This is a genomic window from Amycolatopsis sp. lyj-90, from assembly GCF_046549035.1.
GTDB lineage: Bacteria > Actinomycetota > Actinomycetes > Mycobacteriales > Pseudonocardiaceae > Amycolatopsis.
Window position 1 is genome coordinate 422,554 of the sequence record NZ_JAJPWP010000006.1, and the last position, 26,900, is coordinate 449,453.

The 26,900-nt window shown below is 68.6% G+C and carries 26 protein-coding genes and 1 tRNA gene; 9 read left to right on the forward strand and 18 right to left on the reverse strand.

The features are described 5' to 3' along the window. Positions 1-5: 5 nt before the first annotated feature. The gene (miaA, locus tag ACLJPX_RS25245) at positions 6-908 is read right to left on the reverse strand and encodes a tRNA (adenosine(37)-N6)-dimethylallyltransferase MiaA (protein ID WP_410602242.1); all 903 of its coding nucleotides are present in this window, start codon (positions 906-908) and stop codon (positions 6-8) included. After that, positions 905-1,591: a class III extradiol dioxygenase subunit B-like domain-containing protein gene (locus ACLJPX_RS25250; protein ID WP_410602243.1), complete on the reverse strand. Its 687-nt coding sequence runs from the start codon at positions 1,589-1,591 to the stop codon at positions 905-907. The genes miaA and ACLJPX_RS25250 overlap by 4 nt, the downstream gene beginning before the upstream one ends. Positions 1,592-1,826: 235 nt before the next feature. Here ACLJPX_RS25250 and ACLJPX_RS25255 point away from each other — a divergent pair, with 235 nt between their 5' ends. Next, positions 1,827-3,140 carry a DUF349 domain-containing protein gene (locus tag ACLJPX_RS25255; protein WP_410602244.1) on the forward strand — a complete coding sequence of 438 codons (1,314 nt, stop codon included), beginning with the start codon at positions 1,827-1,829 and terminating at the stop codon, positions 3,138-3,140. Between the two features lie 95 nt (positions 3,141-3,235). On the opposite strand, the gene ACLJPX_RS25260 is transcribed toward ACLJPX_RS25255, so the two are convergent. Then, positions 3,236-3,697 (reverse strand): hypothetical protein, encoded by a 462-nt coding sequence (locus tag ACLJPX_RS25260; protein WP_410602245.1) that lies wholly within the window; start codon positions 3,695-3,697, stop codon positions 3,236-3,238. Beyond that, positions 3,694-5,208 (reverse strand): tRNA (N6-isopentenyl adenosine(37)-C2)-methylthiotransferase MiaB, encoded by a 1,515-nt coding sequence (miaB, locus tag ACLJPX_RS25265; RefSeq protein WP_410602585.1) that lies wholly within the window; start codon positions 5,206-5,208, stop codon positions 3,694-3,696. The genes ACLJPX_RS25260 and miaB overlap by 4 nt, the downstream gene beginning before the upstream one ends. 16 nt (positions 5,209-5,224) lie before the next feature. Between miaB and ACLJPX_RS25270 the strand changes: the two genes are divergently transcribed. Next, positions 5,225-6,136: a TAXI family TRAP transporter solute-binding subunit gene (locus ACLJPX_RS25270; protein WP_410602246.1), complete on the forward strand. Its 912-nt coding sequence runs from the start codon at positions 5,225-5,227 to the stop codon at positions 6,134-6,136. Between the two features lie 6 nt (positions 6,137-6,142). Here the strand turns inward: ACLJPX_RS25270 and ACLJPX_RS25275 are convergent, their stop codons facing one another. Together ACLJPX_RS25275 and ACLJPX_RS25280 are read right to left on the reverse strand one after the other, a co-directional pair. Next, a complete protein-coding gene (locus tag ACLJPX_RS25275) occupies positions 6,143-7,546 on the reverse strand; it encodes an ATP-binding protein (protein WP_410602247.1) in 1,404 nt (467 codons plus the stop codon). Between the two features lie 4 nt (positions 7,547-7,550). Continuing rightward, positions 7,551-8,240: a response regulator transcription factor gene (locus ACLJPX_RS25280; protein WP_410602248.1), complete on the reverse strand. Its 690-nt coding sequence runs from the start codon at positions 8,238-8,240 to the stop codon at positions 7,551-7,553. 383 nt (positions 8,241-8,623) lie between these two features. Here ACLJPX_RS25280 and ACLJPX_RS25285 point away from each other — a divergent pair, with 383 nt between their 5' ends. From ACLJPX_RS25285 to ACLJPX_RS25305, 5 genes are all read left to right on the forward strand, one after another. Then, the gene (locus ACLJPX_RS25285) at positions 8,624-9,352 is read left to right on the forward strand and encodes an amino acid ABC transporter ATP-binding protein (RefSeq protein WP_410602587.1); all 729 of its coding nucleotides are present in this window, start codon (positions 8,624-8,626) and stop codon (positions 9,350-9,352) included. Positions 9,353-9,408: 56 nt separating this feature from the next. Next, a complete protein-coding gene (locus tag ACLJPX_RS25290) occupies positions 9,409-10,326 on the forward strand; it encodes a glutamate ABC transporter substrate-binding protein (RefSeq protein ID WP_410602249.1) in 918 nt (305 codons plus the stop codon). 85 nt (positions 10,327-10,411) lie between these two features. Continuing rightward, positions 10,412-11,059: an amino acid ABC transporter permease gene (locus tag ACLJPX_RS25295; RefSeq protein WP_410602250.1), complete on the forward strand. Its 648-nt coding sequence runs from the start codon at positions 10,412-10,414 to the stop codon at positions 11,057-11,059. Next, positions 11,056-11,922, forward strand: a complete 867-nt coding sequence (locus ACLJPX_RS25300) for an amino acid ABC transporter permease (RefSeq protein ID WP_410602251.1) — start codon at positions 11,056-11,058, stop codon at positions 11,920-11,922. Before ACLJPX_RS25295 ends, ACLJPX_RS25300 begins: the two co-directional genes overlap by 4 nt. Before the next feature lie 149 nt (positions 11,923-12,071). Beyond that, positions 12,072-12,515: a class I SAM-dependent methyltransferase gene (locus tag ACLJPX_RS25305; RefSeq protein WP_410602253.1), complete on the forward strand. Its 444-nt coding sequence runs from the start codon at positions 12,072-12,074 to the stop codon at positions 12,513-12,515. Positions 12,516-12,720: 205 nt separating this feature from the next. Here the strand turns inward: ACLJPX_RS25305 and ACLJPX_RS25310 are convergent. From ACLJPX_RS25310 to ACLJPX_RS25330, 5 genes are all read right to left on the reverse strand, one after another. Beyond that, positions 12,721-12,792: transfer RNA gene (locus tag ACLJPX_RS25310), tRNA-Arg, on the reverse strand. A 650-nt stretch (positions 12,793-13,442) separates the two neighbouring features. Further along, positions 13,443-14,195 carry a succinate dehydrogenase/fumarate reductase iron-sulfur subunit gene (locus ACLJPX_RS25315; protein ID WP_410602254.1) on the reverse strand — a complete coding sequence of 251 codons (753 nt, stop codon included), beginning with the start codon at positions 14,193-14,195 and terminating at the stop codon, positions 13,443-13,445. Further along, complete coding sequence (locus tag ACLJPX_RS25320; protein ID WP_410602255.1) at positions 14,192-16,108, reverse strand: fumarate reductase/succinate dehydrogenase flavoprotein subunit; 1,917 nt, start codon at positions 16,106-16,108, stop codon at positions 14,192-14,194. Before ACLJPX_RS25320 ends, ACLJPX_RS25315 begins: the two co-directional genes overlap by 4 nt. Positions 16,109-16,159: 51 nt before the next feature. Next, positions 16,160-16,990 carry a hypothetical protein gene (locus ACLJPX_RS25325; RefSeq protein WP_410602256.1) on the reverse strand — a complete coding sequence of 277 codons (831 nt, stop codon included), beginning with the start codon at positions 16,988-16,990 and terminating at the stop codon, positions 16,160-16,162. After that, positions 16,987-17,274: a hypothetical protein gene (locus ACLJPX_RS25330; protein ID WP_101606383.1), complete on the reverse strand. Its 288-nt coding sequence runs from the start codon at positions 17,272-17,274 to the stop codon at positions 16,987-16,989. Before ACLJPX_RS25330 ends, ACLJPX_RS25325 begins: the two co-directional genes overlap by 4 nt. A gap of 263 nt (positions 17,275-17,537) precedes the next feature. Between ACLJPX_RS25330 and edd the strand changes: the two genes are divergently transcribed. Both edd and eda read left to right on the forward strand, forming a co-directional pair. Continuing rightward, complete coding sequence (gene edd / locus ACLJPX_RS25335) at positions 17,538-19,427, forward strand: phosphogluconate dehydratase (RefSeq protein WP_410602257.1); 1,890 nt, start codon at positions 17,538-17,540, stop codon at positions 19,425-19,427. Beyond that, the gene (gene eda, locus ACLJPX_RS25340) at positions 19,424-20,044 is read left to right on the forward strand and encodes a bifunctional 4-hydroxy-2-oxoglutarate aldolase/2-dehydro-3-deoxy-phosphogluconate aldolase (RefSeq protein WP_005164729.1); all 621 of its coding nucleotides are present in this window, start codon (positions 19,424-19,426) and stop codon (positions 20,042-20,044) included. The genes edd and eda overlap by 4 nt, the downstream gene beginning before the upstream one ends. Positions 20,045-20,089: 45 nt before the next feature. Here the strand turns inward: eda and ACLJPX_RS25345 are convergent, their stop codons facing one another. From ACLJPX_RS25345 to ACLJPX_RS25375, 7 genes are all read right to left on the reverse strand, one after another. Beyond that, positions 20,090-20,527, reverse strand: coding sequence for a GNAT family N-acetyltransferase (locus ACLJPX_RS25345; RefSeq protein WP_410602258.1), 438 nt, complete (start codon positions 20,525-20,527; stop codon positions 20,090-20,092). Between the two features lie 95 nt (positions 20,528-20,622). After that, entirely contained in the window at positions 20,623-21,063 is a 441-nt protein-coding gene (locus ACLJPX_RS25350) for an iron chaperone (protein ID WP_410602259.1), read from the reverse strand. 50 nt (positions 21,064-21,113) lie between these two features. Next, positions 21,114-21,737 (reverse strand): glyoxalase, encoded by a 624-nt coding sequence (locus tag ACLJPX_RS25355; RefSeq protein ID WP_410602260.1) that lies wholly within the window; start codon positions 21,735-21,737, stop codon positions 21,114-21,116. A 158-nt stretch (positions 21,738-21,895) separates the two neighbouring features. Further along, complete coding sequence (locus ACLJPX_RS25360; RefSeq protein ID WP_174720528.1) at positions 21,896-22,423, reverse strand: regulatory protein RecX; 528 nt, start codon at positions 22,421-22,423, stop codon at positions 21,896-21,898. 79 nt (positions 22,424-22,502) lie between these two features. Next, complete coding sequence (recA, locus tag ACLJPX_RS25365) at positions 22,503-23,543, reverse strand: recombinase RecA (RefSeq protein ID WP_101606377.1); 1,041 nt, start codon at positions 23,541-23,543, stop codon at positions 22,503-22,505. Positions 23,544-23,749: 206 nt separating this feature from the next. Then, entirely contained in the window at positions 23,750-23,944 is a 195-nt protein-coding gene (locus ACLJPX_RS25370) for a DUF3046 domain-containing protein (protein WP_410602261.1), read from the reverse strand. Between the two features lie 980 nt (positions 23,945-24,924). Next, positions 24,925-26,832, reverse strand: coding sequence for an Hsp70 family protein (locus ACLJPX_RS25375; RefSeq protein WP_410602262.1), 1,908 nt, complete (start codon positions 26,830-26,832; stop codon positions 24,925-24,927). Between the last annotated feature and the right edge of the window lie 68 nt (positions 26,833-26,900).

Sequence of the window (26,900 nt, forward strand, 5' to 3'; positions counted from 1 at the left end):
CAAGATTACTGGGCCGCCACTTCGAGGACGCGCTCGGCCAGCCGCTCCGAACCGCCGTCGAACCACTGGATGCGCTTGTCCCGCCGGAACCAGGAACGTTGCCTCCGCACGAACCTCCGGGTCGCCTGCGCAGTGGCCTCGGCGGCGGCCTGGAAGTCCTCGTCGCCGTCGAGGGCGGCGATCACCTGCTGGTAGCCCAAAGCCCTCGACGCGGTGAGCCCATCGCGGAGTCCTTGCCCCAGCAGCGTCCGGACTTCACCGACGAGTCCGGCTTCGAACATGATCTCCACGCGGCGGTCGACGCGGGCGTCGAGTTCGGCCGGTTCGCGGTCGATGCCGATCAGCACGGTGCCGTAGCGCGCGGGCCCCGGTTTCGGCAGGTTCGCCGAGAACGGTTCGCCGGTGATCTCGATGACCTCGAGCGCGCGCACGATGCGGCGGGTGTTGGTCGGCAGGATGGCGGTGGCGGCGATCGGATCCAGTCCGGTGAGCCGGGCGTGCATCGCGGCGACGCCGATCTCGTCGGCTTCGGCGGTCAGCCGCGCGCGCACGTCCGGATCGGTGCCCGGGAACTTGAGGTCGTCGAGCACGGCCTGGACGTAGAGCCCCGACCCGCCGGTGAGGACCGGCACGCGGCCGGCGGCGAGAAGGTCTTCGACACGCTGGCGTGCGTCGCGCTGGTACGCGGCCACGGAGGCCGTCTCGGTGACGTCGAGGACGTCCAGCAGGTGATGTGGCACGCCTCGCCGCTCCTCGGCGGTCGCCTTGGCCGTCCCGATGTCCATTCCCCGGTACAGCTGCAGCGCGTCGGCGTTGACCACTTCACCCCCGAGGGTGAGGGCGAGTTCGACCGCCAGCGCGGTCTTCCCGGTCGCCGTGGGGCCGACGACCGCGACCGGCCGGATCACGCCCGCTCCCAGACCGCGACGTGGTAGCCGACGCCGAACGGCGCGGCCGAGTAGAGGACGTCGGCGGTCCAGTCGCCGTCCGCCAGCCCGGCGAGGACCTGCCAAGGCGCGCGGCCCCCTGCCCCGAGTTCGGTGGCCAAGGCCGGGTCGAGCGCGGCCAGCACGCCCGTGTCGGCCTTGGCCAGCGCGTCACGGATCCCGGCGTCGAACCCTTCCGCGCGCTCGTCCTCACCACCGGGGGAACGCGGACCGTGCCTGCTAGAACCGTCGCCGAGGACGAGCACCGCGGCGGGCTCCCCCAGCTCGCGGCCAAACAGTTCACACTGGCTGGGAGGAGTCGCGGGGTCGACGAGGTGGACGCGGGCGGATGACGCGCCACCCTGCTCGCGCAGCCAGGCGGCGACGAGCGCGGGCAGGGGCAGCTCCGTTTCGGGCGTTGTCACCCGGCTGAGTGAGACTCCGAGGTCGACTCCGAATCCCCGGAAAGAGCCGCTCGCGTTTTCCGGCACCTCGGGGGCGCCCGCGGCCGCGCCGACGACGACCCAATCCGGCGAAGAACTGGTCAGGCGCCGCGCGGCGGCGAGGCAGGCTTCGCGCAGCTCGGCGCACTCGTCCGCCGCTCCGGCGGCCAGTTCGGGGATGAGCAGAGGGGGCTGCGGGAGCACGGCGACACGGCGGATCACGGCCGCCGACGTTACCTTCCCCGCTCCGAAGGACCGGCAACCCACCGCCACGGAGGGTCCTCCGGAAGTAGGATCACTGCCCTCGGGTGGTTCATCCGGTTCCACGGTGGACGCTGAGCTGCTTGAATGCCGCAAGGGGTTGATACCCCCGAAGCAAGACGGCAACGCATTACCCGGCCCCGTCGCTAGGCGGGGCGCCCGCGCCAGCGGGCGTACAGGCGATAAGGAGCCTGCGATGGCCCAGGAGAACACGACCACCGGTACCCCGGCGCCGCACCCGGTGCCGCACGCGCTCGGTGGCGGGCACCCCGCACCCCCCGTGCCGCCCGCCGAGCCCAGCCCGTCCGCTTGGGGCAGGGTCGACGACGAAGGCACGGTCTACGTCACCACGCCCGACGGCGAACGCGCGGTCGGTGTCTGGCAGGCCGGGAGCCCGGACGAGGGACTGCTCCACTACGCGCGCCGTTTCGACGACCTGCGCACCGAGGTAGAGCTGCTGGAAACGCGGCTGGAGTCCGGCGCGGGCGACCCGAAGCACGCCCTGGCGACGGCGACGCAGCTGCGTGACGGCCTCGCCGAAGCCGCCGTCGTCGGCGACATCGCCGCGCTGGGCGGCCGTATCGAGCAGGTCATCGCCCACGCCGAAAAGGCGCTGGCCTCGGCGAAGCAGGAGCGGGAAGAGGCCCGCGCGGCCGCCGTCGTCCGCAAGCAGGCCCTCGCCGACGAAGCCGAGAAGCTCGCCGCCGAGTCGACCCAGTGGAAGGCCGCCGGCGACAGGCTGCGCGCCATCCTGGACGAGTGGAAGACCGTCAAAGGCGTCGACCGCAAGACCGACGACGAGCTGTGGAAGCGGTTCTCCAAGGCCCGCGAGGCGTTCAACCGGCGCCGGGGCTCGCATTTCGCCGAGCTGGACAAGCAGCGCGCGGGTGCCAAGAACCGCAAGGAAGAACTGATCGCCGAAGCCGAGTCGATCTCGGAGTCGTCGGACTGGGGCGACACGGCGGGCCGCTACAAGGACCTGATGACCGAGTGGAAGGCCGCCGGTCGCGCGCCCAAGGACAGCGACGAGGCGCTCTGGCAGCGTTTCCGCGCCGCGCAGGACAAGTTCTTCGCGCGCCGGTCTTCGGTGTTCTCCGAGCGGGACGCCGAGTTCGCGACCAACGCGCAGCAGAAGGAAGAGCTGCTCGTCGAGGCCGAGAAGATCGACCCGGCCTCGAACCTCGACGCGGCGAAGAACCACCTGCGCAAGATCCAGGAACAGTGGGACGAGATCGGCAAGGTCCCGCGCGAGCGCATCCGCGAGCTGGACGGCCGTCTGAAGGCCGTGCAGGACGCGGTCAAGTCGGCCGAGGACAGCAAGTGGCGGCGGACCGACCCGGAGGCGCAGGCCAGGGCGGCGCAGTTCCGCGAGCGGGTCGAGCAGTTCGAGTCGCAAGCGGAGAAGGCCCGTGCGGCGGGCGACGAGCGTCGCGCGAAGAAGGCGGACGAGCAGGCCGCGCAGTGGCGTGAGTGGCTCGAAGCGGCGGAAGCGGCCATCGCGGACCGGTAAGCCCCAGAGCGCGCTATGAAAGGCCCGTTACTTGCAAATTTTGCAAGTAACGGGCCTTTCATAGCGTTTACGCGAGGTCGAGCGGCGCCGCCGGGTCAGCTCCGTGAGAAGGCGGCGCGCATCCAGTAGATGGCCAGCCCGACGGTGGCGAACCAGGCGAGGATCATCCCGAAGCCCGGACCGCCACCGGCGGCGCCGGTCGCGTGCGAGGACTGCTGGGACCAGATCGCGAGCATCCCGTCGACGGAGGCGAACCAGCCGCCCGCGGCGCAGACCCAGGCCAGCCACCAGCGCCGGGTCACCAGCGCCACGGCGGTGGCGAAGACGCCGATGCCGGTGGAGGTCGCGGCGAACAGCTGCGGGATCCCGCCGCCCCTGCCGAGCAGCACCTCCCAGCCCGCGTGTTCGCCGACCCACGGCAGCAGCTGCGCGACCAGCAGCACGAACGCCAGTACCGCGATGGAGAATCCGCGCCTGCCCAGCTCGATCGTCTTGGCCGCGCGCTCGCCGACCTCGTCGATCTCCGCGGCGAGTTCGTCGATCTTCGGTTCGGTCACAGTGCACACCCGCTCACCGGTTCCGGCGTGACGGCCGGGGCACCGAAGCCCGGCAGGCCCAGCGTCACGCCGTTGGTCTTCGGCCGGAGCCCGGCCTCGGAGTTGTCGCCCGCCTTCGTGCGGCGGTGCGACAGCAGGTCGCCGTCGGCGACCAGGTGGTGCGGAGCGCCGTAGGTCACCACGGTCTCGACGACGTCGCCCGGCCGCACCGAGCGGTCCACCAGCGGCCCGGCCGGCGTGAAGTGGACGAGCCTGCCGTCGCGGGCGCGGCCGCTCATACGGTGCGTCTCGCTGTCCTTGCGGCCTTCGCCGGAGGCGACGAGCAGCTCGACGCGGCGTCCGACGATCTTCTTGTTCTCGTCCCAGGAGATGTCGTTCTGCAGCTTCACGAGCCGTTCGTAGCGCTCCTGCACGACCTCCTTCGGCAGCTGCCCGTCCATCTCGGCGGCGGGCGTACCGGCCCGGATCGAGTACTGGAAGGTGAACGCGCTGGAGAACCGCGCCTGCGCGACCACGTCGAGCGTGGCCTGGAAGTCTTCCTCGGTCTCGCCGGGGAAGCCGACGATGATGTCGGTGGTGATCGCGGCGTCGGGCATCGACTCGCGCACGCGGTCGAGGATCTTGAGGTAGCGCGCAGAACGGTAGGACCGCTTCATCTCGCGCAGCACCCGGTCCGAGCCGGACTGCAGCGGCATGTGCAGCTGGTGGCACACGTTCGGCGTCTCGGCCATCGCGTCGATGACGTCCTCGGTGAACGCCGCGGGATGCGGCGAGGTGAACCGGACGCGCTCCAGGCCCTCCACCGAACCGCAGGCGCGCAGCAGCTTCCCGAACGCGAGGCGGTCGCCGAATTCCACGCCGTAGGAGTTCACGTTCTGGCCGAGCAGGGTCACTTCGAGCACGCCTTCGGCGACGAGCGCCTCGACCTCGGCCAGGACCTCGCCGGGACGGCGGTCGCGTTCCTTGCCGCGCAGCGCCGGGACGATGCAGAAGGTGCAGGTGTTGTTGCAGCCGACCGAAATCGACACCCAGCCCGCGTACGCCGAATCGCGCTTCGCCGGCAGCGTCGAGGGGAACGTTTCGAGCGCTTCGAGGATCTCGACCTCGGCCTCGGAGTTGTGCCGCGCGCGCTCCAGCAGCGTCGGCAGCGCGCCGATGTTGTGCGTGCCGAACACGACGTCGACCCAGGGCGCGCGTTTGACGATCTCGCCGCGGTCCTTCTGGGCGAGGCAGCCGCCGACGGCGATCTGCATGTCCGGTTTCGCGGTCTTCTGCGGCCGGATGTGCCCCAGGGTGCCGTACAGCTTGTTGTCCGCGTTCTCCCGCACCGCGCAGGTGTTGAACACGATCAGGTCGGGTGTGGCCTCGCCGTCACCCGGAACGTAGCCGGCGTCCTCGAGCTGCCCGGCAAGACGTTCGGAGTCATGCACGTTCATCTGGCAGCCGAAGGTGCGGATCTGGTATGTGCGCGCGCTCATCTCGCCTTCGAGGGTACGCGGGCGGGGTTCCATGGCACGATCGACCCTCATGAGGAGACGGGGCGTGCTGGCGGCGGGACTGGCCGTGGTCTGCGTCCTGGTCACCGGGTGCGGGCCCGACCTGTCGAGGACGCGGGTGCGCATCGCGGCGGGGCTCAACGGCGGCGTCTACGACAAGCTCGCCGAGCCGCTGGCCGACGCCTGGGCCGCGGAGCTGGACGCCGAACGCCCCGAGGTCCAGGTGACCGAGGGCTCCCCGGACAACATCGCCAGGGTCCGCGCGGGCAAGGCCGATGTCGCGTTCGTGGCCGCCGACGTCGCCACCGAGAACACCGCAGGGCTGGCCGCGCTGGCCCGCGTGCACGACGACTACCTGCACGTCGTCGTGCGGGCCGACTCGTCGATCAAGTCGTTCGCGCAGCTGCGCGGGCACAAGGTCGCGATCGGTTCGCCGGACTCCGGCGTCGAGTTCCTGTCGAAGCAGTTGCTCAAGGCGTCCGGCCTGACCGGCGCGATCGACCGCCGCAACCTCGGGCTCAACGAAGCGCTGCCCGCGCTGGAGAACCGGCAGATCGACGCCGTCATCTGGTCCGGCGGCGTGCCGACGCCTTCGATCACGGAGCGGGCGAAGACGGTCGACCTGCGGCTGCTCGACATCACCGACCTCGCGGACGCCCTGCGGGCCACCAGCCCGGTGTACCGCACCGCGACCATCCCGGCGACGGCCTACGACCTGCCGGGGCCGGTGACCACGCTCGTGCTGCCGAACTTCCTGGTGGTGTCCGCCTCGATGTCGGACGACGTCGCCGAGGCGCTGGTCCGAGGGCTGTTCAAGGCACGCGACGAGCTGGGCAAGGCGGCCGGGGCCGCGCTGTCGATCGACGTCCACCCCGCCATCGAGACCTCTCCCCTGCCGCTGCATCCGGGTGCTCTGCGGTACTTCCGGTCGCTCAAGGACTAGCACTGACTAGCACTGACTAGCGACCGGCAGGGTCACGGTCACTTCGAGACCACCGCCTTCGGGTGAGCCGAGCCGCAGCGAACCGTCCGAGCGGACCATGATCTCGGTGACGATCGCCAGGCCGAGGCCGGAGCCGGGCACGTTCTGATGCGCGGCACTCCGCCAGAACCGGTCCGCCGCGCGCTCCAGTTCTTCCTCGCGCAGGCCCGGTCCGTGGTCGCGGACGGCGATGTCGACCTTCCCGTCCGCGGTGGTGACGGCGACCCGCACCTCGGTTCCCGGCTCGGTGAACTTGAGCGCGTTGTCCAGCAGCGCGTCGAGTACCACTTCGAGGCCGCGCGCGGGCGTCAGCACCCGCAGGCCGCCGCCCAGTCCGGACGAGACCAGCGTGACCTCGCGCGTCGCGCCGACCACGGTCCAGTCGGCGACCCGGGCACCGATCACCTCGTCGAGGCCGACCGGCACCAGCTCGCCGCCCGAAGCTTCGGCGCGGGCCAGTGAAAGGAGTTCGTCGAGGATCTGGTTGAGCCGCCGCGCGTCGACGACGGCGGCTTCGAGGTCGGCCGCGGCCAGGTCGTCGTCGACGTGCCCGTCGAGGTTGCCGAGCCGGATCTTCAACGCGGTCAACGGGTTCCGCAGCTGGTGAGAAGCGTCGGCGACGAACGCGCGCTGCGCCGACAGCGCCTCGTCGACGCTGGCGGCCATCCGGTCGAAGGACCGTTCGAGCTGACGCAGTTCCGGCGGACCGCCCGACTCCCCCACCCGCTCGACCTCACGGCCGCTGACGACGGCGGCAACCAGGGCACCGGTGGCGTCGTCGAGCCGCCGGACCGGGCGCAGGATCCAGCGCACCACCGGCACCGCGACCAGCAGCGCGAGCCCGAACGCCACCACCGCTCCCGCCGCGATGAGCAGCCACCACCACAAGAGGTCGGCGCGGGCCTTCTCGGTCGAGGACAGGGTGATCACCGCGCCCCGCACCTCGCCGTCGATCAGGATCGGCTCGGCCAGCACCAGCGGCTCGGTGGCCCACGGCATCAGCAGCGGACCGGGCTCGGACCGCCGTCCCGCGAGCGCCTGCTGCAGATGCGAAGCGATGACAGGGTCCTTGAGGTCGATCTTCGTGGCTTCGGCACGCCCGCCGGCCACGGCCTCGCCGTCCTGGTCGGCGATCGCCACCGGGACCCCGTAGACCTCGGTGTAGCGGCGGAGTTCGTCCTCGACCAGGTCCGGCCGGTTCTCCACCAGCGGGCGCTGGGCCAGTGACGCGAACCGGGAGGTGTCGGTGAGGCGGTCGAGAAAGAGGTCGAGCTGCACACTGGCCGCCACGCTGAGCGCGAGCGGGATGCCGAGACCGAACACGAGCGCCGCGACCAGCGTCAGCACGATCGCCTGGAGCCGGACGCGCACCTGATCAGCCCTCTTCGGCCGGGCCGTAGGCGCCGCCGAGCCGGTACCCGACGCCGCGGACGGTCTCGATCAGCGCGGGCCTGCCCAGTTTGGTCCGCAGGGTGGCGACGTGGACGTCGAGCGAGCGGCTCTCCGCCGGCCCCCGGTGCCCCCAGACCTCGCTGAGCACGTGGTCGCGGGCGCACACCGCGCCGCGGGCGGTGACCACCAGCGCGAGTACCTGGAACTCCTTGCGGGACAACGAAACCGGCTGCCCGTCGACCTGCACCTCATGCCGTCCGATGTCGACCGAGACATCACCCGCGCGAATGACGGCGGCCGGTTCGGGCGCGGCCGGGCGTTCACCCCGGCGACGGCGCACGGCCTCGACGCGGGCGACGAGCTCGTCGACGTCGTAGGGCTTCACCAGATAGTCGTCGGCGCCGGACCGCAGGCCCTGGATCCGGTCGTCGATCTCGCCCCGCGCCGAAACGACGATCACCGCGACGTCGCTGACCGCCCGGATCCGGCGGCACAGGACGATCCCGTCGATATCGGGGAGCCCCAGGTCGAGCAGCACGACGTCGACCTCGTGCACCAGCTCGAGCACCCCGGCGCCGGAGGCCAGGCGTTTGATCGTCAGGCCGCGCCGGGCCAGCGCGGGCGTCAAGGCACCCGCGACCCGGTCGTCGTCCTCCACCAGCAGTACCCGCACCCGTGTTTTCCCTTTCACGCCGTCCCCGCACCGCGACGACTGAAGAACGACTCTATGGGGTGAGTCACCTCTCGCGCTGCCCGTACCGCTGGGCCGTCCGGCCTAGTGGGCGGCCCGTCCGGTCACGATGCGTCACAGATGTCGTGTGACCCCGGTTACGGGACACCCCTGCCTTGTCTAGGCTGATCAGCGCCGGACGGAGGTGGACCGGGTCCGTCCGGTGGCTTGGAACGATACGGACTTGAAACCCTAAGTATTGGTCAAGCCGCCTTTACAAGCGGTCCGACGGGAGTAGGTTTCCGCCATCGCGTGGTGCCTGACCCCGCAGTCCCCTGCAAACGAACGCTCCTGGAGGCCAGATGACCGCGGAGGTGGCGGCGCCGATGATCAAGGCGGCCGCCGTGAACAAGTACTTCGGCGACCTGCACGTGCTCAAGGAGATCAACCTCGAGGTGCCGCGTGGGCAGGTCGTGGTCGTGCTCGGGCCGTCCGGTTCTGGCAAGTCGACGCTGTGCCGGGCGATCAACCGGCTGGAGCCCATCAACTCCGGCGAGATCGCCGTGGACGGTGTTCCGCTGCCCGCCGAAGGCAAGGCGCTGGCCGCGCTGCGGGCCGACGTCGGCATGGTGTTCCAGTCGTTCAACCTGTTCGCGCACAAGACGATCGTCGAGAACGTCATGCTCGCGCCGACGAAGGTCCGCAAGGTCAACTCGGCCGAGGCCCGCAAGACCGCGATGGACCTGCTCGAACGTGTCGGCATCGCGAACCAGGCCGACAAGTACCCGGCGCAGCTTTCCGGCGGGCAGCAGCAGCGCGTGGCGATCGCCCGCGCGCTGGCCATGCGCCCCAAGGTGATGCTGTTCGACGAGCCGACCTCGGCGCTGGACCCGGAGATGGTCCAGGAGGTCCTCGACGTGATGACCACGCTCGCGAAGGACGGGATGACGATGCTCGTCGTCACCCACGAGATGGGCTTCGCGCGGCGTGCGGCGAATCGGGTGGTGTTCATGTCCGACGGCGAGATCGTCGAGGACTCCACCCCGGAAGAGTTCTTCACGAAGCCGAAGACGGACCGTGCCAAGGACTTCCTCGGCAAGATCCTGACCCACTAGGCATTTCCGCGGCGCGGGCGCGTGCCGCATCGACGGATGAAACAGGAGAGGTTCACATGAGGATCCGCACCCTTGCGGTGGGACTGCTCGTCGGCAGTCTCGCACTGACCGCTTGTGGCAAGGAAGGCACGCCCAGCTCGCCCGGCGCCAGCTCCGAAGGCGCGAACGCCGGCGCGCAGCTGCCCCAGTACACGGTGGCGTCGAACGTCGACCTGGCGGGCTCCCCGGTCTTCGCGAAGATGAAGGCCGACGGCAAGCTGACCCTGGGCGTCAAGGACGACCAGCCCGGTCTCGGCAAGAAGGACCCGACCAGCGGCAAGTTCGCCGGTTTCGACATCGAGATCGCGAAGCTCGTCGCCGCCAGCCTCGGCTTCGGCGAAGACAAGATCACCTTCAAGACGGTCGACTCCGGTGCCCGTGAGCAGTCCATCGTGAACGGCGACGTCGGCTACTACGTCGGCACCTACACCATCACCGACAAGCGCAAGGCCCAGATCTCCTTCGCGGGCCCGTACTTCGAGGCAGGCCAGGACCTGCTGGTGCGCAAGGACGACACCTCGATCACCGGCCCGGAGACCCTCAAGGGCAAGAAGGTCTGCTCGGTCACCGGTTCGACCCCGATCCAGCGCGTTCGCGACCAGGGCCTGACCGAGCCCGGCAACATCGTCGAGTTCCAGAAGTACTCGCAGTGCGTCGAGAAGCTCTCCACCAAGGAGGTCGACGCCGTCACCACCGACGACGCGATCCTCAAGGGCTTCGCTTCGGAGGACTCCGAGAGCTTCAAGGTCGTCGGCAAGACCTTCTCGAAGGAGCCTTACGGCATCGGCCTGAACAAGGACGACAAGGTCCTGCGCGACAAGATCAACGACACCCTGCAGAAGGCGCTGGACGACGGCACCTGGCAGAAGATCTACGACGCCACCCTCGGCAAGTCGGGTTCGGCGGCGCAGAAGCCCACCCTGCAGAAGTACTGATGTAGTCCCGCGGCCGGTGGACCAGTGATGGGTTCACCGGCCGCTCCACACCCACCTCCAGTCGACGGCAGCGGGGAAAGGCTCCATGAACGTCCTGCTCGACAACCTGGACCTCTACGGTCCGTTCTTCCTCACCACGATCGAACTGTTCATCTGGTCCGCCTTCGGCAGCCTGATCCTCGGCACGATTCTGGCGATGATGCGGGTGAGTCCGGTCGTGGCGTTCCGCGCCACGGGCACGACCTACGTGACCCTCATCCGCAACACTCCGCTGACCCTGGTGTTCGCGTTCTTCGTGTTCGCTTACCCGCTGCTGGACATCGTCAAGCTCAGCTTCTTCACCGCCGCGGTCGTGGCGCTGACCGTGTACACCTCGGCGTTCATCTGCGAGGTCGTCCGGTCCGGCATCAACACCGTCCCGGTCGGCCAGGCCGAAGCCGGGCGCGCGCTGGGGCTGACCTTCGGCCAGATCCTCGGCCAGATCATCCTGCCGCAGGCGCTGCGCTCGGTGGCGCCGCCGATGATCAGCACCCTGATCGCGTTGCTGAAGAACACCACGATCGCCGCCGGTTTCTCGGTCGCCGAGGCGGGCGCGATCCGGTCCTACCTCTCCGAACGGGGTGACAACCAGCTGATCGGCCTCCTGTGGGTCGCGCTGGGCTTCATCATCCTGGTCGCCGTACTTTCTTTCGTCCAGCGGAGCCTGGAGAAGCGCTGGAGCGTGGCCCGATGAGCAGTGTCCTGTTCGACGTCCCCGGCCCCAAGGCCCGGATGCGTCACCGGTTGTACGCGGTCATCGGCGTCCTCGCCATCGCCGCCCTGATCGCGTTCGTCGTCTACCGGTTCTACGACACCGGCCAGTTCGCCGCGCGCAAGTGGGAATGGCTTCAGTACCAGCAGGTCCAGATCGACCTGCTCAACGCCGTGCTCGAAACCCTGCGGGCCTTCGCGGTGGCGGCAGCCCTCGCGCTGGTCTTCGGTGCGGTGTTCGCGGCGGGCAGGATGTCCGACCACGCCTGGATCCGCCGGATCTCCGGGGCGATCGTGGAGTTCTTCCGCGCCATCCCCGCGCTGATCCTGATGTTCCTCTTCTACTTCGGTCTTCCGGCCGTCGGCGTGCCGATGACCCCGTTCCTCGGCGTGGTCTTCGGTCTCACGCTGTACAACGGCTCGGTGCTCGCCGAGGTCTTCCGCGCCGGTATCCAGGCGCTGCCCAAGGGCCAGGCGGAAGCCGCGTACGCCCTCGGCATGCGCAAGACCCAGGTGATGTTCTTCGTCCTGCTGCCGCAGGCGATCCGGGCGATGCTGCCGACGATCATCAGCCAGCTGGTGGTGCTGCTCAAGGACACCGCGCTGGGCTTCATCATCACGTTCCAGGAACTGCTGTACTACGCGCGCTACATCGGCACGCAGGGCGAGTTCGGCCGCCCGATCGTGCCCTCGACGCTGGTCGCGACCGGCATCTACGTCGGTCTGTGCCTCCTGCTGACGGCACTGGCGACGTACCTCGAGAAGCGCAACCGGCGCAGCAAGAAGCACATCGCGCTGACCGACAACAAGGCCGAGGAGACCGTGCTCGGCTCTGCGGCCACCTGACGGTTTCGACAGTTCACAAGAAGCCTCGCCGCGTATCGCGCGGCGGGGCTTCTTGCTGTCCGGCTCATCCCGGATACGGGCACGGCCCTGGTCCGGGATAGGCCTCTTGGTCCTGTCGGGACGGTGACCTCGTCGGCTAGCGTCGGGCTATGGCGGACCAGGCCGCGGCGCTGCTCGAAGTGCTGCCGGACCTGGCGGGCAGGTCGGTCCTGGTCGTCGGGTGCGGCGATGGCCGCTATCCCCGGCTGCTTCGCGGCGAGGGCGCCGGCCGGGTCGTCGGGGTCGACGCGGACCAGGTGCTGATCGCGGTCGCCCAGCGCGAAGAAGAACGGAATCCCATCGGGATCTCCTACGAGGTCCATCGGCTCGACCGGCTGCCGGTGATGGGGACCTTCGAGATCGTCCTGGCCTTCCTGGACTCCCCCGGCCGGCTCGGCCGTGTCACCGCGAGCCTGGTGGCGGGCGGACTGCTCGTGGTCGTGGCCACGAACGGGCTCTCGTTCGAGGAAGGCTTACGGGACAACGGCTTCCGGGACATCGTGCTGCACCGCCACGAAAGCGGCGACGTGCACAGCGCCCGCAAGGCGTCCTGAGTCGCGCACCCTGGTGTCGAGCCAGGCTGGCCGGGGCTATGAATCCCGGCCGGTCGCCGGACCGTGCGCGTCTGGCGGTGTGGAGCGCACGGACCCCACACCGCCGCACCGGTACGACGGAACAGGTTTCCCCGCCGTGCCGGGGGTTTGGCCTGGAACACGCCTCCGGTGCACACTGCGCACCGGAGGCGTCTCGTTCCAGAAGTACCCCTGCCAGGAATCGAACCTGGACTTCGGCATTCGTAGTGCCGCGCTCTTTCCGTTGAGCTACAAGGGTTCATCATGAAAAAGCCGCCCGGTTCGGTTTCCCGAAGGGCGGCTCACTGTCACGACGTCGTACTAGGACGACGGCGGGGAGCCGTGTTTCTCTTCCATGCCAAGGAAGAGGCAAGCCATGGCGTAGCGGCGTCGCGGCATGTGTCCTCCTCCTGGACTGGGGTGCGAGTAGTGTGCAACGGGCGGGTGAGCGGGGGCAAACGATTTAGGGCTCGTGAGTGGTAAGGACGGTTCTGGTGGACCCGTATTTGCCTACCCACTGGATCCTGATGTCATGTCGGCGAGCTTGTAGAGCTTGTTCTGGATGCCGACTGCCAGCCGCGAGGTCTGACGTTGAGTGTCCCCGATCCTCCGTCGATCAAGTACCAAGACCGGAGCGACCCCTCGACGATGAAGGAATCGGGACACTCAACGTCCCCATTCCTTCATCGTCAACGCCCGGCACACGCGTGAGCCGCCACCCAACCGAGTGTGGAGGATTTAAGACGTTCAACGTCCCAAATCCTCCACACTCGAACGTGCCACGGTGAGAGTCCGGTGTCATCGAACTCCGAGACGGGAGCGACCCCTCGACTACCGCACCACACCTTCGCCCTGGCCTCGTGAGTGGTAAGGACGGTTAGAACCGTCCTTACCACTCACGAGGCCGGTCTACTGGTCCCGCCGGAAAAGCTTGTTCCCCAGCCACACGATGGGGTCGTACTTCCGGTCCGCGACGCGTTCCTTCATCGGGATCAGCGCGTTGTCGGTGATGTGGATACCCTCCGGGCACACGTCCGAGCAGCACTTGGTGATGTTGCAGTAGCCGAGCCCGTGTTCTTCCTGCGCCTCGTCACGCCGGTCGGCGACGTCGAGGGGATGCATCTCGAGTTCGGCGATGCGCATCAGGTACCGAGGCCCGGCGAAGGCCTCCTTGTTCTCCTCGTGGTCACGCACGACGTGGCAGGTGTTCTGGCACAGGAAGCATTCGATGCACTTGCGGAACTCCTGCGAGCGCTCCACGTCGATCTGCTGCATCCGGTACTCCCCCGGTTTCAGCTCCGGGGGCGGCGTGAACGACGGGATCTCCCTGGCCTTGGTGTAGTTGAACGACACGTCGGTCACCAGGTCGCGGATCACCGGGAACGTCCGCATCGGCGTCACGGTGATGACCTCGTCCTCGGTGAAGGTCGACATCCGGGTCATGCACAGCAACCGCGGTTTGCCGTTGATCTCCGCCGAGCACGAACCGCATTTGCCCGCCTTGCAGTTCCACCGCACCGCCAGATCCGAGGCCTGGGTGGCCTGCAACCGGTGGATGATGTCGAGGACGACCTCGCCCTCGTTGACCTCGACGCTGTAGTCCTGCAGCTCACCCGAATCCGCGTCGCCGCGCCAGACCCGGAAACTCGCCTTGTAGCTCATGCCGGACCCCCGGGGTGCGAAGTCAGTTCTTCGTCGGTGTAGTACTTCCCGAGCTCGGACAGTTCGAACAGCTCCAGCAGGTCCTGCCGCAGCGGGGTCTGCGCCTTGACCTCGATGCCGATCTCCGGCACCACCGGGTTGTCACCGGGTGCGGCCGAGCAGACCAGGAGTTTGTTGCGCCACTGGGCGTCCATGCCAGGATGGTCGTCGCGCGTGTGCCCGCCGCGGCTTTCGGTCCGCAGCAGCGCGGCCCGTGCCACGCATTCGCTGACCATCAGCATGTTCCGCAGGTCGACGGCGAGGTGCCAGCCGGGGTTGAACTGCCGGTGCCCTTCGACGGTGACCCGCTTGATCCGCTCGCGCAGTTCCCCGAGCTTCTCCAGCGCCCGCTCGATCTCCTCCGACTTGCGGATGATGCCGACCAGGTCGTTCATCGACTGCTGCAGTTCGGTGTGCAGGCTGTACGGATTCTCCTCGACGCCGTCGCCCGGCGGGTCGAACGGCGCGAGCGCCATCGCCGCGGCGGCGTCCACATCGGACTGATCGACCTTGGGGCGGTCCTTCAGGTCCGCGACGTAGGACGCGGCGCCGAGTCCCGCGCGGCGGCCGAAGACGAGCAGATCCGAAAGCGAGTTCCCGCCGAGCCGGTTCGACCCGTGCATCCCGCCCGAGCACTCGCCCGCGGCGAACAGCCCCGGCACGCTCGACGACGCGGTGTCCGGGTCGACCTCGATCCCGCCCATCACGTAGTGACAGGTCGGGCCGACCTCCATCGGCTCCTTGGTGATGTCGACGTCGGCGAGTTCCTTGAACTGGTGGTACATCGACGGCAGCCGTTTGCGGATCTCCTCCGCGGGCAGCCTGCTGGCGATGTCGAGGAAGACCCCGCCGTGCGGCGATCCCCGGCCCGCCTTGACCTCGGAGTTGATCGCGCGCGCCACCTCGTCGCGTGGCAGCAGGTCCGGGGTGCGCCGGTTCTTCTCCTGGTCGGTGTACCAGCGATCGGCTTCTTCCTCGCTGTCCGCGTACTGCCCCTTGAACACGTCGGGGACGTACTCGAACATGAACCGTTTGTCCTCGGTGTTCTTGAGGACACCGCCGTCGCCGCGGACGCCTTCGGTGACGAGGATCCCCTTCACACTCGGCGGCCAGACCATGCCCGTCGGGTGGAACTGGACGAACTCCATGTTGATGAGCGTCGCCCCGGCCCGCAGCGCCAGCGCGTGCCCGTCACCGGTGTACTCCCACGAGTTCGAGGTGACCTTGAACGACTTCCCGATACCGCCGGTGGCCAGTACCACCGCCGGCGTCTCGAACAGGATGAACCGGCCGCTCTCGCGCCAGTACCCGAAAGCGCCCGAGATCCGGCCGTCCTCGGTCAGCAGCTCGGTGATCGTGCATTCGGCGAAGACCTTGATCCTCGCCTCGTAGTCGCCGGTCTCCTTGAAGTCCTCTTGTTGCAGCGAAACGATCTTCTGCTGCATCGTGCGGATCAGTTCGAGTCCGGTGCGGTCGCCGACGTGCGCGAGCCGCGGGTACGTGTGCCCGCCGAAGTTGCGCTGGCTGATCCGGCCGTCGGCGGTGCGGTCGAACAGCGCGCCGTAGGTCTCCAGTTCCCAGACCCGGTCCGGCGCCTCCCTGGCGTGGAGTTCGGCCATCCGCCAGTTGTTGAGGAACTTCCCGCCACGCATGGTGTCGCGGAAGTGCACCTGCCAGTTGTCGTTCGAGTTCGCGTTGCCCATCGACGCCGCGCAGCCGCCTTCGGCCATCACCGTGTGCGCCTTGCCGAACAGCGATTTGCACACCACCGCGACGCTGAAGCCGCGTTCACGGGCCTCGATGACCGCGCGGAGACCGGCACCGCCGGCACCGATCACCACCACGTCGTAGTTGAGCCGTTCGACCTCGGTCATAGAAAGAGCCACCTCAAAGCTTGTCGCCGGGGACGGGAGATTCCCTCGCCGCTAGTTGATGAACCGCAGATCCGAGATCGCACCGCTGGCCACGAGCATCACGTAGAGGTCGGTCAGCACGAGCGTGCCGAGCGTCGTCCACGCGAGTGCCATGTGCCGGGTGTTGAGCTTCGTGATCTGCGTCCAGATCCAGTAGCGGACCGGATGTTTCGAGAAGTGCTTGAGCCTGCCGCCGGTCACGTGACGGCACGAGTGGCACGACAACGTGTACGCCCACAACAGGATCACGTTGCCGGTCAGCACGATGTTGCCGAGCCCGAAACCGAACCCGCCGTCGGGGCCGCGGAACGCGGTGATCGCGTCGTAGGTGTTGACCAGCGAGACGACCACGGCCACGTAGAAGAAGTAGCGGTGGACGTTCTGGATGATCAGCGGCAACCGGGTCTCACCGGTGTACTTCGCGTGCGGTTCGGCGACCGCGCAGGCGGGCGGCGAGAACCAGACGGCCCGGTAGTAGGCCTTGCGGTAGTAGTAGCAGGTCAGCCGGAAGCCGAGCAGGAACGGCAGGACCAGGAAGCCGAGCGGAATGAAGCCCGGCAGTTCGCCGAACCAGGCCCCGAAGTGCCGGGAGCCTTCGACGCAGGATTCCGAGACGCAGGGCGAATAGAACGGCGTCAGGTAGTGGTACTCGGGCACCCAGTAGGCGGTGCGCACGAAGGCCCTGATCGTCGCGTAGATGATGAAGGTGGAGAGGCCGAGGACGGTCAGCAGCGGGGAGAGCCACCACCGGTCGGTGCGCAGCGTTCGTTCGGCGATCCGGGCCCGCGACGGTGCGCGGACCCCCGTACCCCGTCCGGCCTCTTTGCCGGCGGGGGCGCTCACCGCTGGTCGCGCTTGTAGCCGCCGACGCCTTCGTCATCGGCGCCGTGCCAGAGCGCCGGGTCGTAGGGCGTGTCGGGTATCTGGACACGGTCGGCGGCCTTCGCTTGCGCGGGCACCGCGTTCGGGGTCGTGTCGAGATCGGTCGCGTCGATGTCGAGTCGCTCCACGTCGTTCGCCAGGCGTTGTACCGCCGACGCGTCGCCGTATCGGGACCGCAGCGCGCCGACGCACTGCCTCAGCTGACCGATGGCTCGCCGAAGCTCGGCGATCTCTGTGGTGGACATCGGTACCTCCCGATGGTCGGTTCGGTTGGCCGCTTGAGCCTGAGAGGGCAAGCGATCCTCGCCATCCCGACTCTGCCGCGCGTTGTGCAATGTGACAAGTAGCACAGTAGAACCCAGTGGCGTGACGGAGGTCACGCGAGTCGATCTTCTGTATCGATTTTGATTCGGGCTTTCCCCTGGGTTACTGTGGCCACTGTCACGACCCAGCGGCGCCAGCGTTGCCGTCCCGCGGACCACCACGACCTGTGATCCGGAGCCGGACAATGAGCACCGCCCCGAACGTCCACCCCATCATCGCCGAAGTCACCGAGCGCGTCGCCGCCCGCAGCGCCGAAACCCGCGCCGCGTATCTCGAGCGCGTCACCGCCGCCCACGAAGAAGGTCCCGTGCGGCGCGGACTCGACTGCAGCAACCTCGCCCACGGCTTCGCCGCGATGGAAGGTGTCGACAAAGCGGCACTGCGCGCCGCGCGGGCGCCGGGCGTCGCGATCGTCTCGTCCTACAACGACATGCTTTCGGCGCACCAGCCGATGCAGGAGTACCCCGCCATGCTGAAGGGGTCGGTCCGCCAGGCGGGCGGGGTGGCCCAGTTCGCCGGCGGCGTGCCCGCGATGTGCGACGGCGTCACCCAGGGCCGTCCGGGCATGGAGCTGTCGCTGTTCAGCCGCGAGGTGATCGCGATGTCGACCGCGATCGCGCTGTCCCACGACATGTTCGACGCGGCGCTGCTGCTCGGCGTCTGCGACAAGATCGTGCCGGGCCTGCTCATCGGCGCGCTGTCCTTCGGGCACCTCCCGGCGATCCTGGTACCCGCCGGGCCGATGAACTCGGGCCTGCCGAACAAGGAAAAGGCGCGCGTGCGCCAGCTCTACGCCGAGGGCAAGGCGACCCGCGAAGACCTGCTGGACGCCGAAGCGGCTTCGTACCACTCGGCGGGCACCTGCACCTTCTACGGCACGGCGAACTCGAACCAGATGGTCGTCGAGGTGATGGGCCTGCACCTGCCGGGCGCCAGCTTCGTGCAGCCGAACTCGCCGCTGCGGCGCGTCCTCACCGAAGAGGCCGGGCGGCGTGTGGTGAAGCTTTCGCGCGGCGAGGAGTACACGCCCGTCTCGCGGGTGATCGACGAGAAGGCCGTCGTCAACGGTGTCATCGCGCTACTCGCCACGGGCGGCTCGACCAACCACACGATGCACCTCGTCGCGATCGCGGCGGCCGCGGGCATCCAGCTGACCTGGGACGACTTCTCCGACCTGTCGTCGGTGATCCCGCTGCTGGCGCGCGTGTACCCGAACGGAAGCGCGGACATCAACCACTTCCACGCCGCCGGGGGCATCCAGTTCCTGGTCGGCACGCTGCTCGACGCGGGCCTGCTGCACGAAGACGTCCAGACCGTCGCCGGGCCGGGACTGCACCGCTACCGGCAGGAGCCGATCCTGTCCGAGGGTGAGCTCGTCTGGCGCGACGTGCCGACGCTCAGCCTCGACGAAGACGTCCTGCGCCCCGCGTGGCGGCCGTTCGCCGCCGACGGCGGGCTGCGGATGGTCGCGGGCAACCTCGGCCGCGCGGTGATCAAGGTGTCGGCGGTGGCCCCGGAACACCGGGTCGTCCAGGCCCCGGCGCGGGTGTTCACCGACCAGAAGTCCTTCAAGGACGCTTTCGAGGCCGGCGAGCTGGACCGCGACGTCGTCGTGGTCATCCGGCAGCAGGGCCCGCAGGCCAACGGGATGCCGGAACTGCACGGGCTCACCCCCGCGCTGGGGGTGCTGATGGACCGCGGGCACCAGGTGGCGTTGCTCACCGACGGCCGGATGTCCGGCGCGTCCGGCAAGATCCCGGCGGCGATCCAGGTGACCCCGGAAGCCGCTGTGGGCGGCCCTATCGCGCGCATCGCCGACGGCGACGTCGTCCGTCTCGACGCCAGGGCCGGGACGCTGGACGTCTTCGTGGGTGACGAAGAACTCGCCCGCCGTGAACTGGTGGACTCCCCGCCTTCGGAGGCATCCTGGACCGGCACCGGCCGGGAGCTGTTCGCGGCGCTGCGCCGCGCGGTCGGCCCCGCCGATCAGGGCGCGAGCGTGTTCGGACCGCTCACGCCGGAACACTTCGGCGCTCCGGCGCACACGTTGACCCCTGTGGAGGTAACCCAGTGACCACCGGCGCCGACCTGCTCGGCCTGTCCCCCGTGATGCCCGTCGTCGTCCTCGACGACGCCGCCGACGCGGTCCCCACCGCGCGGGCACTGCTCGCGGGCGGGATCGGCGTGATCGAGCTGACCCTGCGCACCCCGGCGGCACTCGCCTCGATCGAGCGGATCGCCGCGGAGGTCCCGGAGATCGTCATCGGCGCCGGCACGGTCACCGCCCCCGAGCACGCCAAGCAGGCCGCCGACGCCGGGGCGAAGTTCCTGGTGACCCCGGGCTGCACGGACTCGGTCCTGGACGCCGCCTTCGACACCGGCCTGCCGTTCCTGCCGGGCGCGAGCACGGTGTCCGAGGCGATGCGGCTGGCCGAACGCGGGCTGACCGCGCTGAAGTTCTTCCCCGCCGAGGCCAGCGGCGGCGTGGCGTACCTGAAGTCGATCGGCGGGCCGCTGCCCGGGCTGCGCTTCTGCCCGACCGGCGGGATCACCGTGAAGACCGCGCCGGACTACCTCGCACTGTCCAATGTGGGCTGCATCGGCGGTTCGTGGCTGACACCGAAGGACGCGTTGGCGGCCAAGGACTTCGGGAAGATCGAAGCCTTCGCTGCGGAGGCTTCGAAGCTCTGATGCGTAGGGTGAAGGCCGCTTTCACGAAGGCGGCCTTCACCGTTCTCAGAGTGGGAGCTGGTACTGGATGAAGCCCCGGTTGATCGCGACCTGGTCGTACAGCCGTCGCGCGGTGGCGTTGGATTCCTTGGTGTGCCAGTAAACGCGCTCGCAGTCACGGTCACGGGCCCAGTCCGCGACGGCTTCGATCAAGGCTCGCGCGACCCCTTTGCCACGGGCTTCCGGCACGGTGAACAGGTCTTGCAGGTAACAAACGTCGGTGAGTGCGGAAGTGCTGGGATGCACCAGAAAGTGCACGATTCCGACGAGCTTCCCGTCCAGGCGGGCACCGAGCGCGTGCATCCGTCGTCCCTCACGGAATTCGCGCCAAGCGCGGTCGTAGACCTCTTGGGGCGCAACGCGTTCGTAGAAGGCGATGTAAGCGCGGAAGAGATTCTCCCAGGCTTCGCGGTCTTCGGGTTGCGGCGGCGCGATGGTGATCATGGTGTCCTCCCGGTGATCACCCGAGCCTAGGCGCCGGTCGCCGGGCCGTGAGTGGCCAATCGCGCGGTAAAGCGAGCTGCCACTCACGACCCGGATCAGCTCACCGCCTGCTTCACCAGGGTCGCGATGCGCTTCTCCACCTTGGCGTTGACCTCGGTCAGCGCGAAGGCTGTCGCCCACATCTCACCGTCGTCCAACCGGGCCTCTTCGTTGAAGCCGAGCGTGGCGTAGCGCGTCTTGAACTTGGACGCGCCCTGGAAGAAGCAGACGATCTTGCCGTCCAGCGCGTAAGCGGGCTGGCCGTACCAGAGCTTCGGCGCGAGCATCGGGGCGTTGGCCTTCACGATGGCGTGGACCCGCTCAGCCAGCACACGGTCTTCGTCGGGCATCTCGGCGATCTTCGTGACCACGTCCTGCTCGGCCGCCGCCGCTTTGCCGGCGCTCGAACCGCGGCGCGCGGCCTTCTTCATGTCCTGGGCGTGTTCCTTCATCGCGGCCTTTTCTTCGGCCGTGAATCCTTCGTACGTGGTGCTCATGGCGTTTTCTCCCTGGTAGGCGGCGAGCGGGGGCATCCGGTAGTGGCACATCAGGACTGGGCGGCGAGCGTGGAGGTCTCCCAGGCGAACCCGTCCAGATCGGTGAACGGGGCGGCACCGCAGATCGCGATACGGTGCGAGCCGGTGCCCTCGGGGGCCACTCCCGCGTCCTTGGCCAGGGCCTTGCGCCGGTACAGCGCCAGCTTGACCGGGCTCGACCCGGATTCGAACTCGACGTACACGCGGCCGAAGCTCTTCCCGACGGTGAAGCCGTTCTCGACGTAGAACTTCTTGCTCGCGGCCACGTCGGTGACACCCAGCAGCAACACGATGTCGTCGATCTCGCGGGTGGCCGGGCCGGTGTTCTTCTTCGCGGAGGTGGCGATCTTCCAGATCGCGCCGTCCGGGGCCTGGACGACGCCTCCGTAGCCCCACATCGACTTCGTGGCGGGCTTGAGGACGGTCGCCCCGGCCGCGACGGCGGCGTCGATGAGAGCGTCGGCGTTGGCCGGCTGGGAAACCACGAGGGAAAGGGTGTAGCCGCGGAAGCCGGTGGTCGGCTCTTGCGCGGCCCGCAGGCGCAGTTGGGTGTCGAGCCCGAAAGCGGCGGTGTAGAAGCGTTCGGCGGCCTCGGTGTCGGCCACTTCGAGGGTCACGGCGTCGATGAAGTTCATGCCGGTAACGCTATTTCTCAGTGGGCGTCCGGTGCTTCTCGATTCCTGATCGGTCGCATCGACGCAGGTCAGAGCTTTCCGCGGACAACAAACACCGGCCGGCGGGCAACGGGCCCGCTCGGCCGGTGAGCAGCTCAAGTGTGGGGTGACGCAGGATCTCAGTCGAGGGCGGCGTCGTCCAGGAGTGCCGCTTCGGCGCCGAACTCGCGGAGTTCGTCACGGATCACGGTGTAGGCCAGCCCCTGGGGATAGCCCTTGCGGGCGAGGAAGCCCAGCAGGCGGCGGATCGCCGTCTGCTCGTCGACGTTGCCCAAGGAGCGCATGCGTTTCCGTACCAGCTCTCGGGCGCGCTGCTCCTCTGCCTCTCGGTCCACCTCGTCGGCGGCCTGGACGGCGATATCCCCATCGATTCCTTTGCGTTTGAGTTCGGTCACGAGAGCGTTCCGCGACAGGCCCATGTTGGCATGCCGGGAACGAACCCACATTTCGGCGAACTCGGCGTCGTTGATGAGCCCTGCCTGGTCCAGCTTACCGAGCAGGGTCTCCGTCGTCTCCTCGTCGAAGCCTTTGCGCTTCAACGCCTGACGAAGTTCATCCGTGGAACGCGGGCGCGCGGCCAGGAGATCGAAGCAGATCTCCTTGGCCTTCTTCCTCCGCTCGTCCGGCGGCAGCTCCGCCGGATCCACCTTGGGCGCACGCATTCAGCTCTCACTCCAGTCGCAAGTCATCCACCCGGCACGACCACGGCCGGGGGTCCGGGGGCTCCTAGAAGTCGACCGGCGCGGGAGCGGCTTCGGCGTCGACGACGGCACCGATACCGAGCTTCTCCTTGATGCGCTTCTCGACCTCGTTGGCGATGTCCGGGTTCTCGAGCAGGAACTTGCGCGCGTTCTCCTTGCCCTGGCCCAGCTGGTCGCCCTCGTAGGTGTACCAGGCGCCGGACTTGCGCAGGATGCCCTGGTCGACACCCATGTCGATCAGCGAGCCCTCGCGCGAAATGCCCTTGCCGTACAGGATGTCGAACTCGGCCTGCTTGAAGGGCGGCGCGACCTTGTTCTTCACGACCTTGACGCGGGTGCGGTTACCGACGGGCTCGCCGCCGTCCTTCAGCGTCTCGATGCGGCGGACGTCCAGCCGGACCGACGCGTAGAACTTCAGCGCCTTACCACCGGTGGTGGTCTCCGGGGAGCCGAACATGACGCCGATCTTCTCGCGCAGCTGGTTGATGAAGATCGCGGTGGTGCCGGAGTTGCTCATCGCACCGGTCATCTTCCGCAGCGCCTGGCTCATCAGCCGGGCCTGGAGACCGACGTGGCTGTCACCCATCTCGCCCTCGATCTCGGCGCGCGGCACGAGCGCGGCGACCGAGTCGATGACCAGGATGTCGAGCGCGCCGGAGCGGATCAGCATGTCCGCGATCTCGAGCGCCTGCTCACCGGTGTCCGGCTGGGAGACCAGCAGCGCGTCAGTGTCGACGCCGAGCTTCTGGGCGTAATCCGGGTCCAGCGCGTGCTCCGCGTCGATGAACGCGGCGATGCCGCCGTTCCGCTGCGCGTTGGCGACCGCGTGCAGCGCGACGGTGGTCTTACCGGAGGACTCCGGACCGTAGATCTCGATGACCCGGCCGCGGGGCAGGCCACCGATCCCGAGCGCGACGTCGAGGGCGATGGCACCGGTGGGGATGACCTCGATCGGCACACGGCCCTCTTCGCCGAGGCGCATGACCGAGCCCTTGCCGTACTGCTTGTCGATCTGGGCGAGGGCCAGTTCGAGCGCCTTGTCCTTGTCGGGTGCTGCTGGTGCCATGGAGTCCACCTCGTTGGTTGAGCCGGTAAGGCTTGTTTCAGTTCTGAGCTGTCGGGTCCGACGCTACGGGCGACCACCGACAATTCCAGGCCTCGCGCCCAAGCTGTGGATCGCTGACCCCGTTGTGGACAACACCCTAGACGAACGTGTGTTCGAGCCCGTGGCCGACACGCCGTCGCGCTAGAGTTCTTGCCCTTTCACCGAGGTCAGCGCCGTTCCTGCGGGACCTCGAAGGCATCGCAGACCGCCCGCCAGACGTCCTTGGCCGAGGTTCCCGCGGCGAGGGCCTGTTCGACGGTCCGGCCCCCGAGTTCACCGAAGACGTGATCCCTGGAAAGGGTTTCCGCACGTCCGGGACCGAATTCGTCGGCCATCAGCCGCCGGAAGACCGTGATACGCATCGGACGGAGTCTAGCCCGGGCTCCGGCTCGAAACGCGTGAAGGCCCCTGGTTGCCGATGTGGGCGAGCTTGGGGTCGTGAGTGGCTAGGACGGTTGGTGGACCCGTGTTTGCCTACCCACTGGATCCCGATGCCATCTCGGTGGGCTTGTTCTGGTTGCTGACGTGGGCGAGCGTGGAGGATTGGGGACGTTCAACGTCCGGAATCTTCCCCGCTCGACGGGTACGGGGAGTGGGCTGGTCTTGATCAACGGAGGATTGGGGACGTTGAGTGTCCCCAATCCTCCGTTGATCAAGCCCAAGAGACCGGAACGCACCTCGACGATGAAGGATTTGGGACACTCGACGTCCCGATTCCTTCACGCTCGACCGCGCCGCCGCTGCCAGTTCGCATGTGCGCTGGCCAGGTGTGGGTAGGCAAATACCGGTCCGTTCTAGCCACTCACGAGCCCCCTGCGATTCGGTACCCTGATCGCCTGCAGTACGTGAAGGCCCCTTCCTTGCGTCTAGCGCCAGGGTTCCCGCAAAGTCGGCTATCCGCTGGCAGCAGGGGTGACGGAGTGGGGCTCTTCATCCATGGCCTGACACACTCCCCGAATGTCCGCCGAGGACACTTCCGGCGCATCTTTGCCCGATTTAGGCGGTTCGCGAGGAGGTCGTGAGCGGTAAGAGTCGTTCTAACGCTCTTTGTCACTCACGACCCCACCATGCGACAACCAGCCCGCTGAAAACGTTCGAAACCTGACACGTGCGGATAGCCGACTTCGCCGAGACCCTGGCGCTAGACGCAAGGAAGGGGTCCTTCACGTACTTGGGAAGGCGCGAAGATCGACTTCCCTCGGCTCAGCCGAGGGAAGAGCCTTCAAGCGCCGCAGCCATGAGGTCACTTGAGGCCAAGGGTGCGGTTCCGAGCGTACGAGGGGAACTTTGAGGGACCCTGGGTCCCTCAAGGAGCCCTTCACGGACTTCCGCCCGAACCCAGCTACTCCCCCGGCTGGACGCTCTTCTCGAAGTAGTCGGCCAGTTCACCCGGCGTCGGGGTCTGTCCTTCGGCCGGGACCTGGTAGATGAAGCCGACCAGCGGCCGGTCGGTCACGGTGAACACCAGGACGGCCGCGTTCCGCCCGGCGGCCGAGGAGTACTGGCCTTCGAGGGCGTTGCCCGCCCACTTGGCCTCGGTGCGGTCGCCGCCCGCCGCCTTGAGCAGTCCGTCGGTGTAGGCCTTGAGCTTCTCCGCGGAATCGCTCTGCAGGTAGGTCACCTGGGTCCCGGCGCGCCCCGGCGCGGAACAGGTCGACGTCACGCCGAGGTTCTCCGCCGGTTTGGCCGGTCCGTTGCCCATCCCGGGCTTGCAGTCGCCGGTGTCGGCGATCTTCCCGGCGAGCTGGCGCAGGCAGCCGGTGAGGCCCTTGTCGTCGGCCGAGCTCGCCGTCTTGCACTCGTCGGCGGTGTAGGTCGTCGCCGACGAGGCCGTCAGGAAGTACACGAGCCCGGCGGCGATCAGCACGACGACCGCCGCGATGGCGCCGATGACGAGCGGCTTCTTCTTGCTCGCGGGTGCCTTGTCGGCGGGGGTCTGCCCGGCCAGGGAGTACGTCGGGAAGTTCGTCGGCGCGGGCTGCTGCACCTGCTGCGGGCCGCTGTTGGGGTAGCCCGACTGCGGGAAGCCGCCGGACTGGCCGGGTCCGCTCTGGTAACCGGGGATCGACGCGACCTGCTGCGGCGGCGCGTACGGGCCCGAAACGCCGGGGCCGACCTGGTGCGCGCCGGTTCCCGCCGCGACCTGGCCTTCGACGCCCTGCGTACGCGTGCTGATCCCGTCGGAGGCGACGTGCTGCGCGCCGAGCGCGACAGCGGTCTCGGGCTGGTCGAGGCTGCCGGGGACGACGCCGAGCTTCTCCGCGATCAGGCTGCCGACCAGCGGAAGCCTGCTCGAACCGCCGACGAGGTAGATACCGGCGAGCCGGTCCGGGGTCATCCCGGCGGAGCGGACCACCCGCGCCATCAGCTCGACACTGCGCAGCATCGACGGCCGCACCAGCGCTTCGAGTTCGCCTCGCGTGACCAGGACGTCCTCGAACGGCTCCGGCATCGGGACCTCGGTCTGCGGGTGCCGTGAGAGGGCCTCCTTCGCCGCCTTCACGTCCTCCTGCAGCGCGCGTCGCGTACGACGGTCCGGGGTGGACTCGGGTCGCAGGACCCGCTGCCAGCGCTGGGGATCCCTGTGCGAGACCTCGCGGCCGACGTGCACCAGGAGGGCCTGGTCGACGTCGAGGCCGCCGAGGTCGGGAAGGCCGTCTTCGGCGACGACGGTGAAGCCGCCGTTGGGCGTCGCGCCGACGATGGCGACGTCGAAGGTGCCGGCGCCGAGGTCGTACACGGCGAGCGCCTGCCCCGGCGCGAGCGTCTTGCCGGGGAACGACGCGAAGTGCGCGGCCGCGGCGACCGGCTCGGGGACGAGCACCAGGTTGCCGCCCATCCCGGCGAGCCGGGCGGCGGACAGGAGCACGTTGCGGCGGGTCTGGCCCCACTGCGCGGGGTGGGTGAGCCGGACCTCGTCGGGCAGTTCGCCGCCGAGCTGGCGGGTGGTCTCGTCGAGGACGCGGCGCAGGATCGCGGCCAGCACCTCGGTGACCGGGATGACGTCGGTGCCCAGCAGGAGCGTCTGCTCGTCGATGCGGCGCTTGGGGTTGGGCTCGAAGCGGGTCGGGTCGAGGCGGGCGCGGCGTTCGGCGTCGCGGCCGACCATGATCGTGCCGTCTTCGGTGGCGAACACCGCGGACGGCATGTTGGCCGAGCCGTCGACCTCGACCACCCGCGGCGGCCTCCCGTGCGCCGAAAGCACGGCCACGGTGTTGGACGTCCCGAGGTCCACCGACAGGATCCGCACAGCTCATACCCCTTCAACAGACGAACGGCGGCCGCCCCAGTACCGATCCGGCCGCGCTGGCCGTGATG

Bases quoted from the DNA above. Each gene is read 5' to 3' on its own strand.
- ACLJPX_RS25355 (WP_410602260.1), bottom strand. From the start codon at position 21,737: ATGAACTTCATCGACGCCGTGACCCTCGAAGTGGCCGACACCGAGGCC.
- ACLJPX_RS25305 (WP_410602253.1), top strand. From the start codon at position 12,072: ATGGCGGACCAGGCCGCGGCGCTGCTCGAAGTGCTGCCGGACCTGGCG.
- ACLJPX_RS25330 (WP_101606383.1), bottom strand. From the start codon at position 17,274: ATGTCCACCACAGAGATCGCCGAGCTTCGGCGAGCCATCGGTCAGCTG.
- ACLJPX_RS25290 (WP_410602249.1), top strand. From the start codon at position 9,409: ATGAGGATCCGCACCCTTGCGGTGGGACTGCTCGTCGGCAGTCTCGCA.
- edd (WP_410602257.1), top strand. From the start codon at position 17,538: ATGAGCACCGCCCCGAACGTCCACCCCATCATCGCCGAAGTCACCGAG.
- ACLJPX_RS25370 (WP_410602261.1), bottom strand. From the start codon at position 23,944: ATGCGTATCACGGTCTTCCGGCGGCTGATGGCCGACGAATTCGGTCCC.
- recA (WP_101606377.1), bottom strand. From the start codon at position 23,543: ATGGCACCAGCAGCACCCGACAAGGACAAGGCGCTCGAACTGGCCCTC.
- ACLJPX_RS25270 (WP_410602246.1), top strand. From the start codon at position 5,225: ATGAGGAGACGGGGCGTGCTGGCGGCGGGACTGGCCGTGGTCTGCGTC.
- ACLJPX_RS25315 (WP_410602254.1), bottom strand. From the start codon at position 14,195: ATGAGCTACAAGGCGAGTTTCCGGGTCTGGCGCGGCGACGCGGATTCG.
- ACLJPX_RS25295 (WP_410602250.1), top strand. From the start codon at position 10,412: ATGAACGTCCTGCTCGACAACCTGGACCTCTACGGTCCGTTCTTCCTC.
- ACLJPX_RS25345 (WP_410602258.1), bottom strand. From the start codon at position 20,527: ATGATCACCATCGCGCCGCCGCAACCCGAAGACCGCGAAGCCTGGGAG.
- ACLJPX_RS25300 (WP_410602251.1), top strand. From the start codon at position 11,056: ATGAGCAGTGTCCTGTTCGACGTCCCCGGCCCCAAGGCCCGGATGCGT.
- miaB (WP_410602585.1), bottom strand. From the start codon at position 5,208: ATGGAACCCCGCCCGCGTACCCTCGAAGGCGAGATGAGCGCGCGCACA.
- ACLJPX_RS25285 (WP_410602587.1), top strand. From the start codon at position 8,624: ATGATCAAGGCGGCCGCCGTGAACAAGTACTTCGGCGACCTGCACGTG.
- ACLJPX_RS25350 (WP_410602259.1), bottom strand. From the start codon at position 21,063: ATGAGCACCACGTACGAAGGATTCACGGCCGAAGAAAAGGCCGCGATG.
- ACLJPX_RS25320 (WP_410602255.1), bottom strand. From the start codon at position 16,108: ATGACCGAGGTCGAACGGCTCAACTACGACGTGGTGGTGATCGGTGCC.
- ACLJPX_RS25255 (WP_410602244.1), top strand. From the start codon at position 1,827: ATGGCCCAGGAGAACACGACCACCGGTACCCCGGCGCCGCACCCGGTG.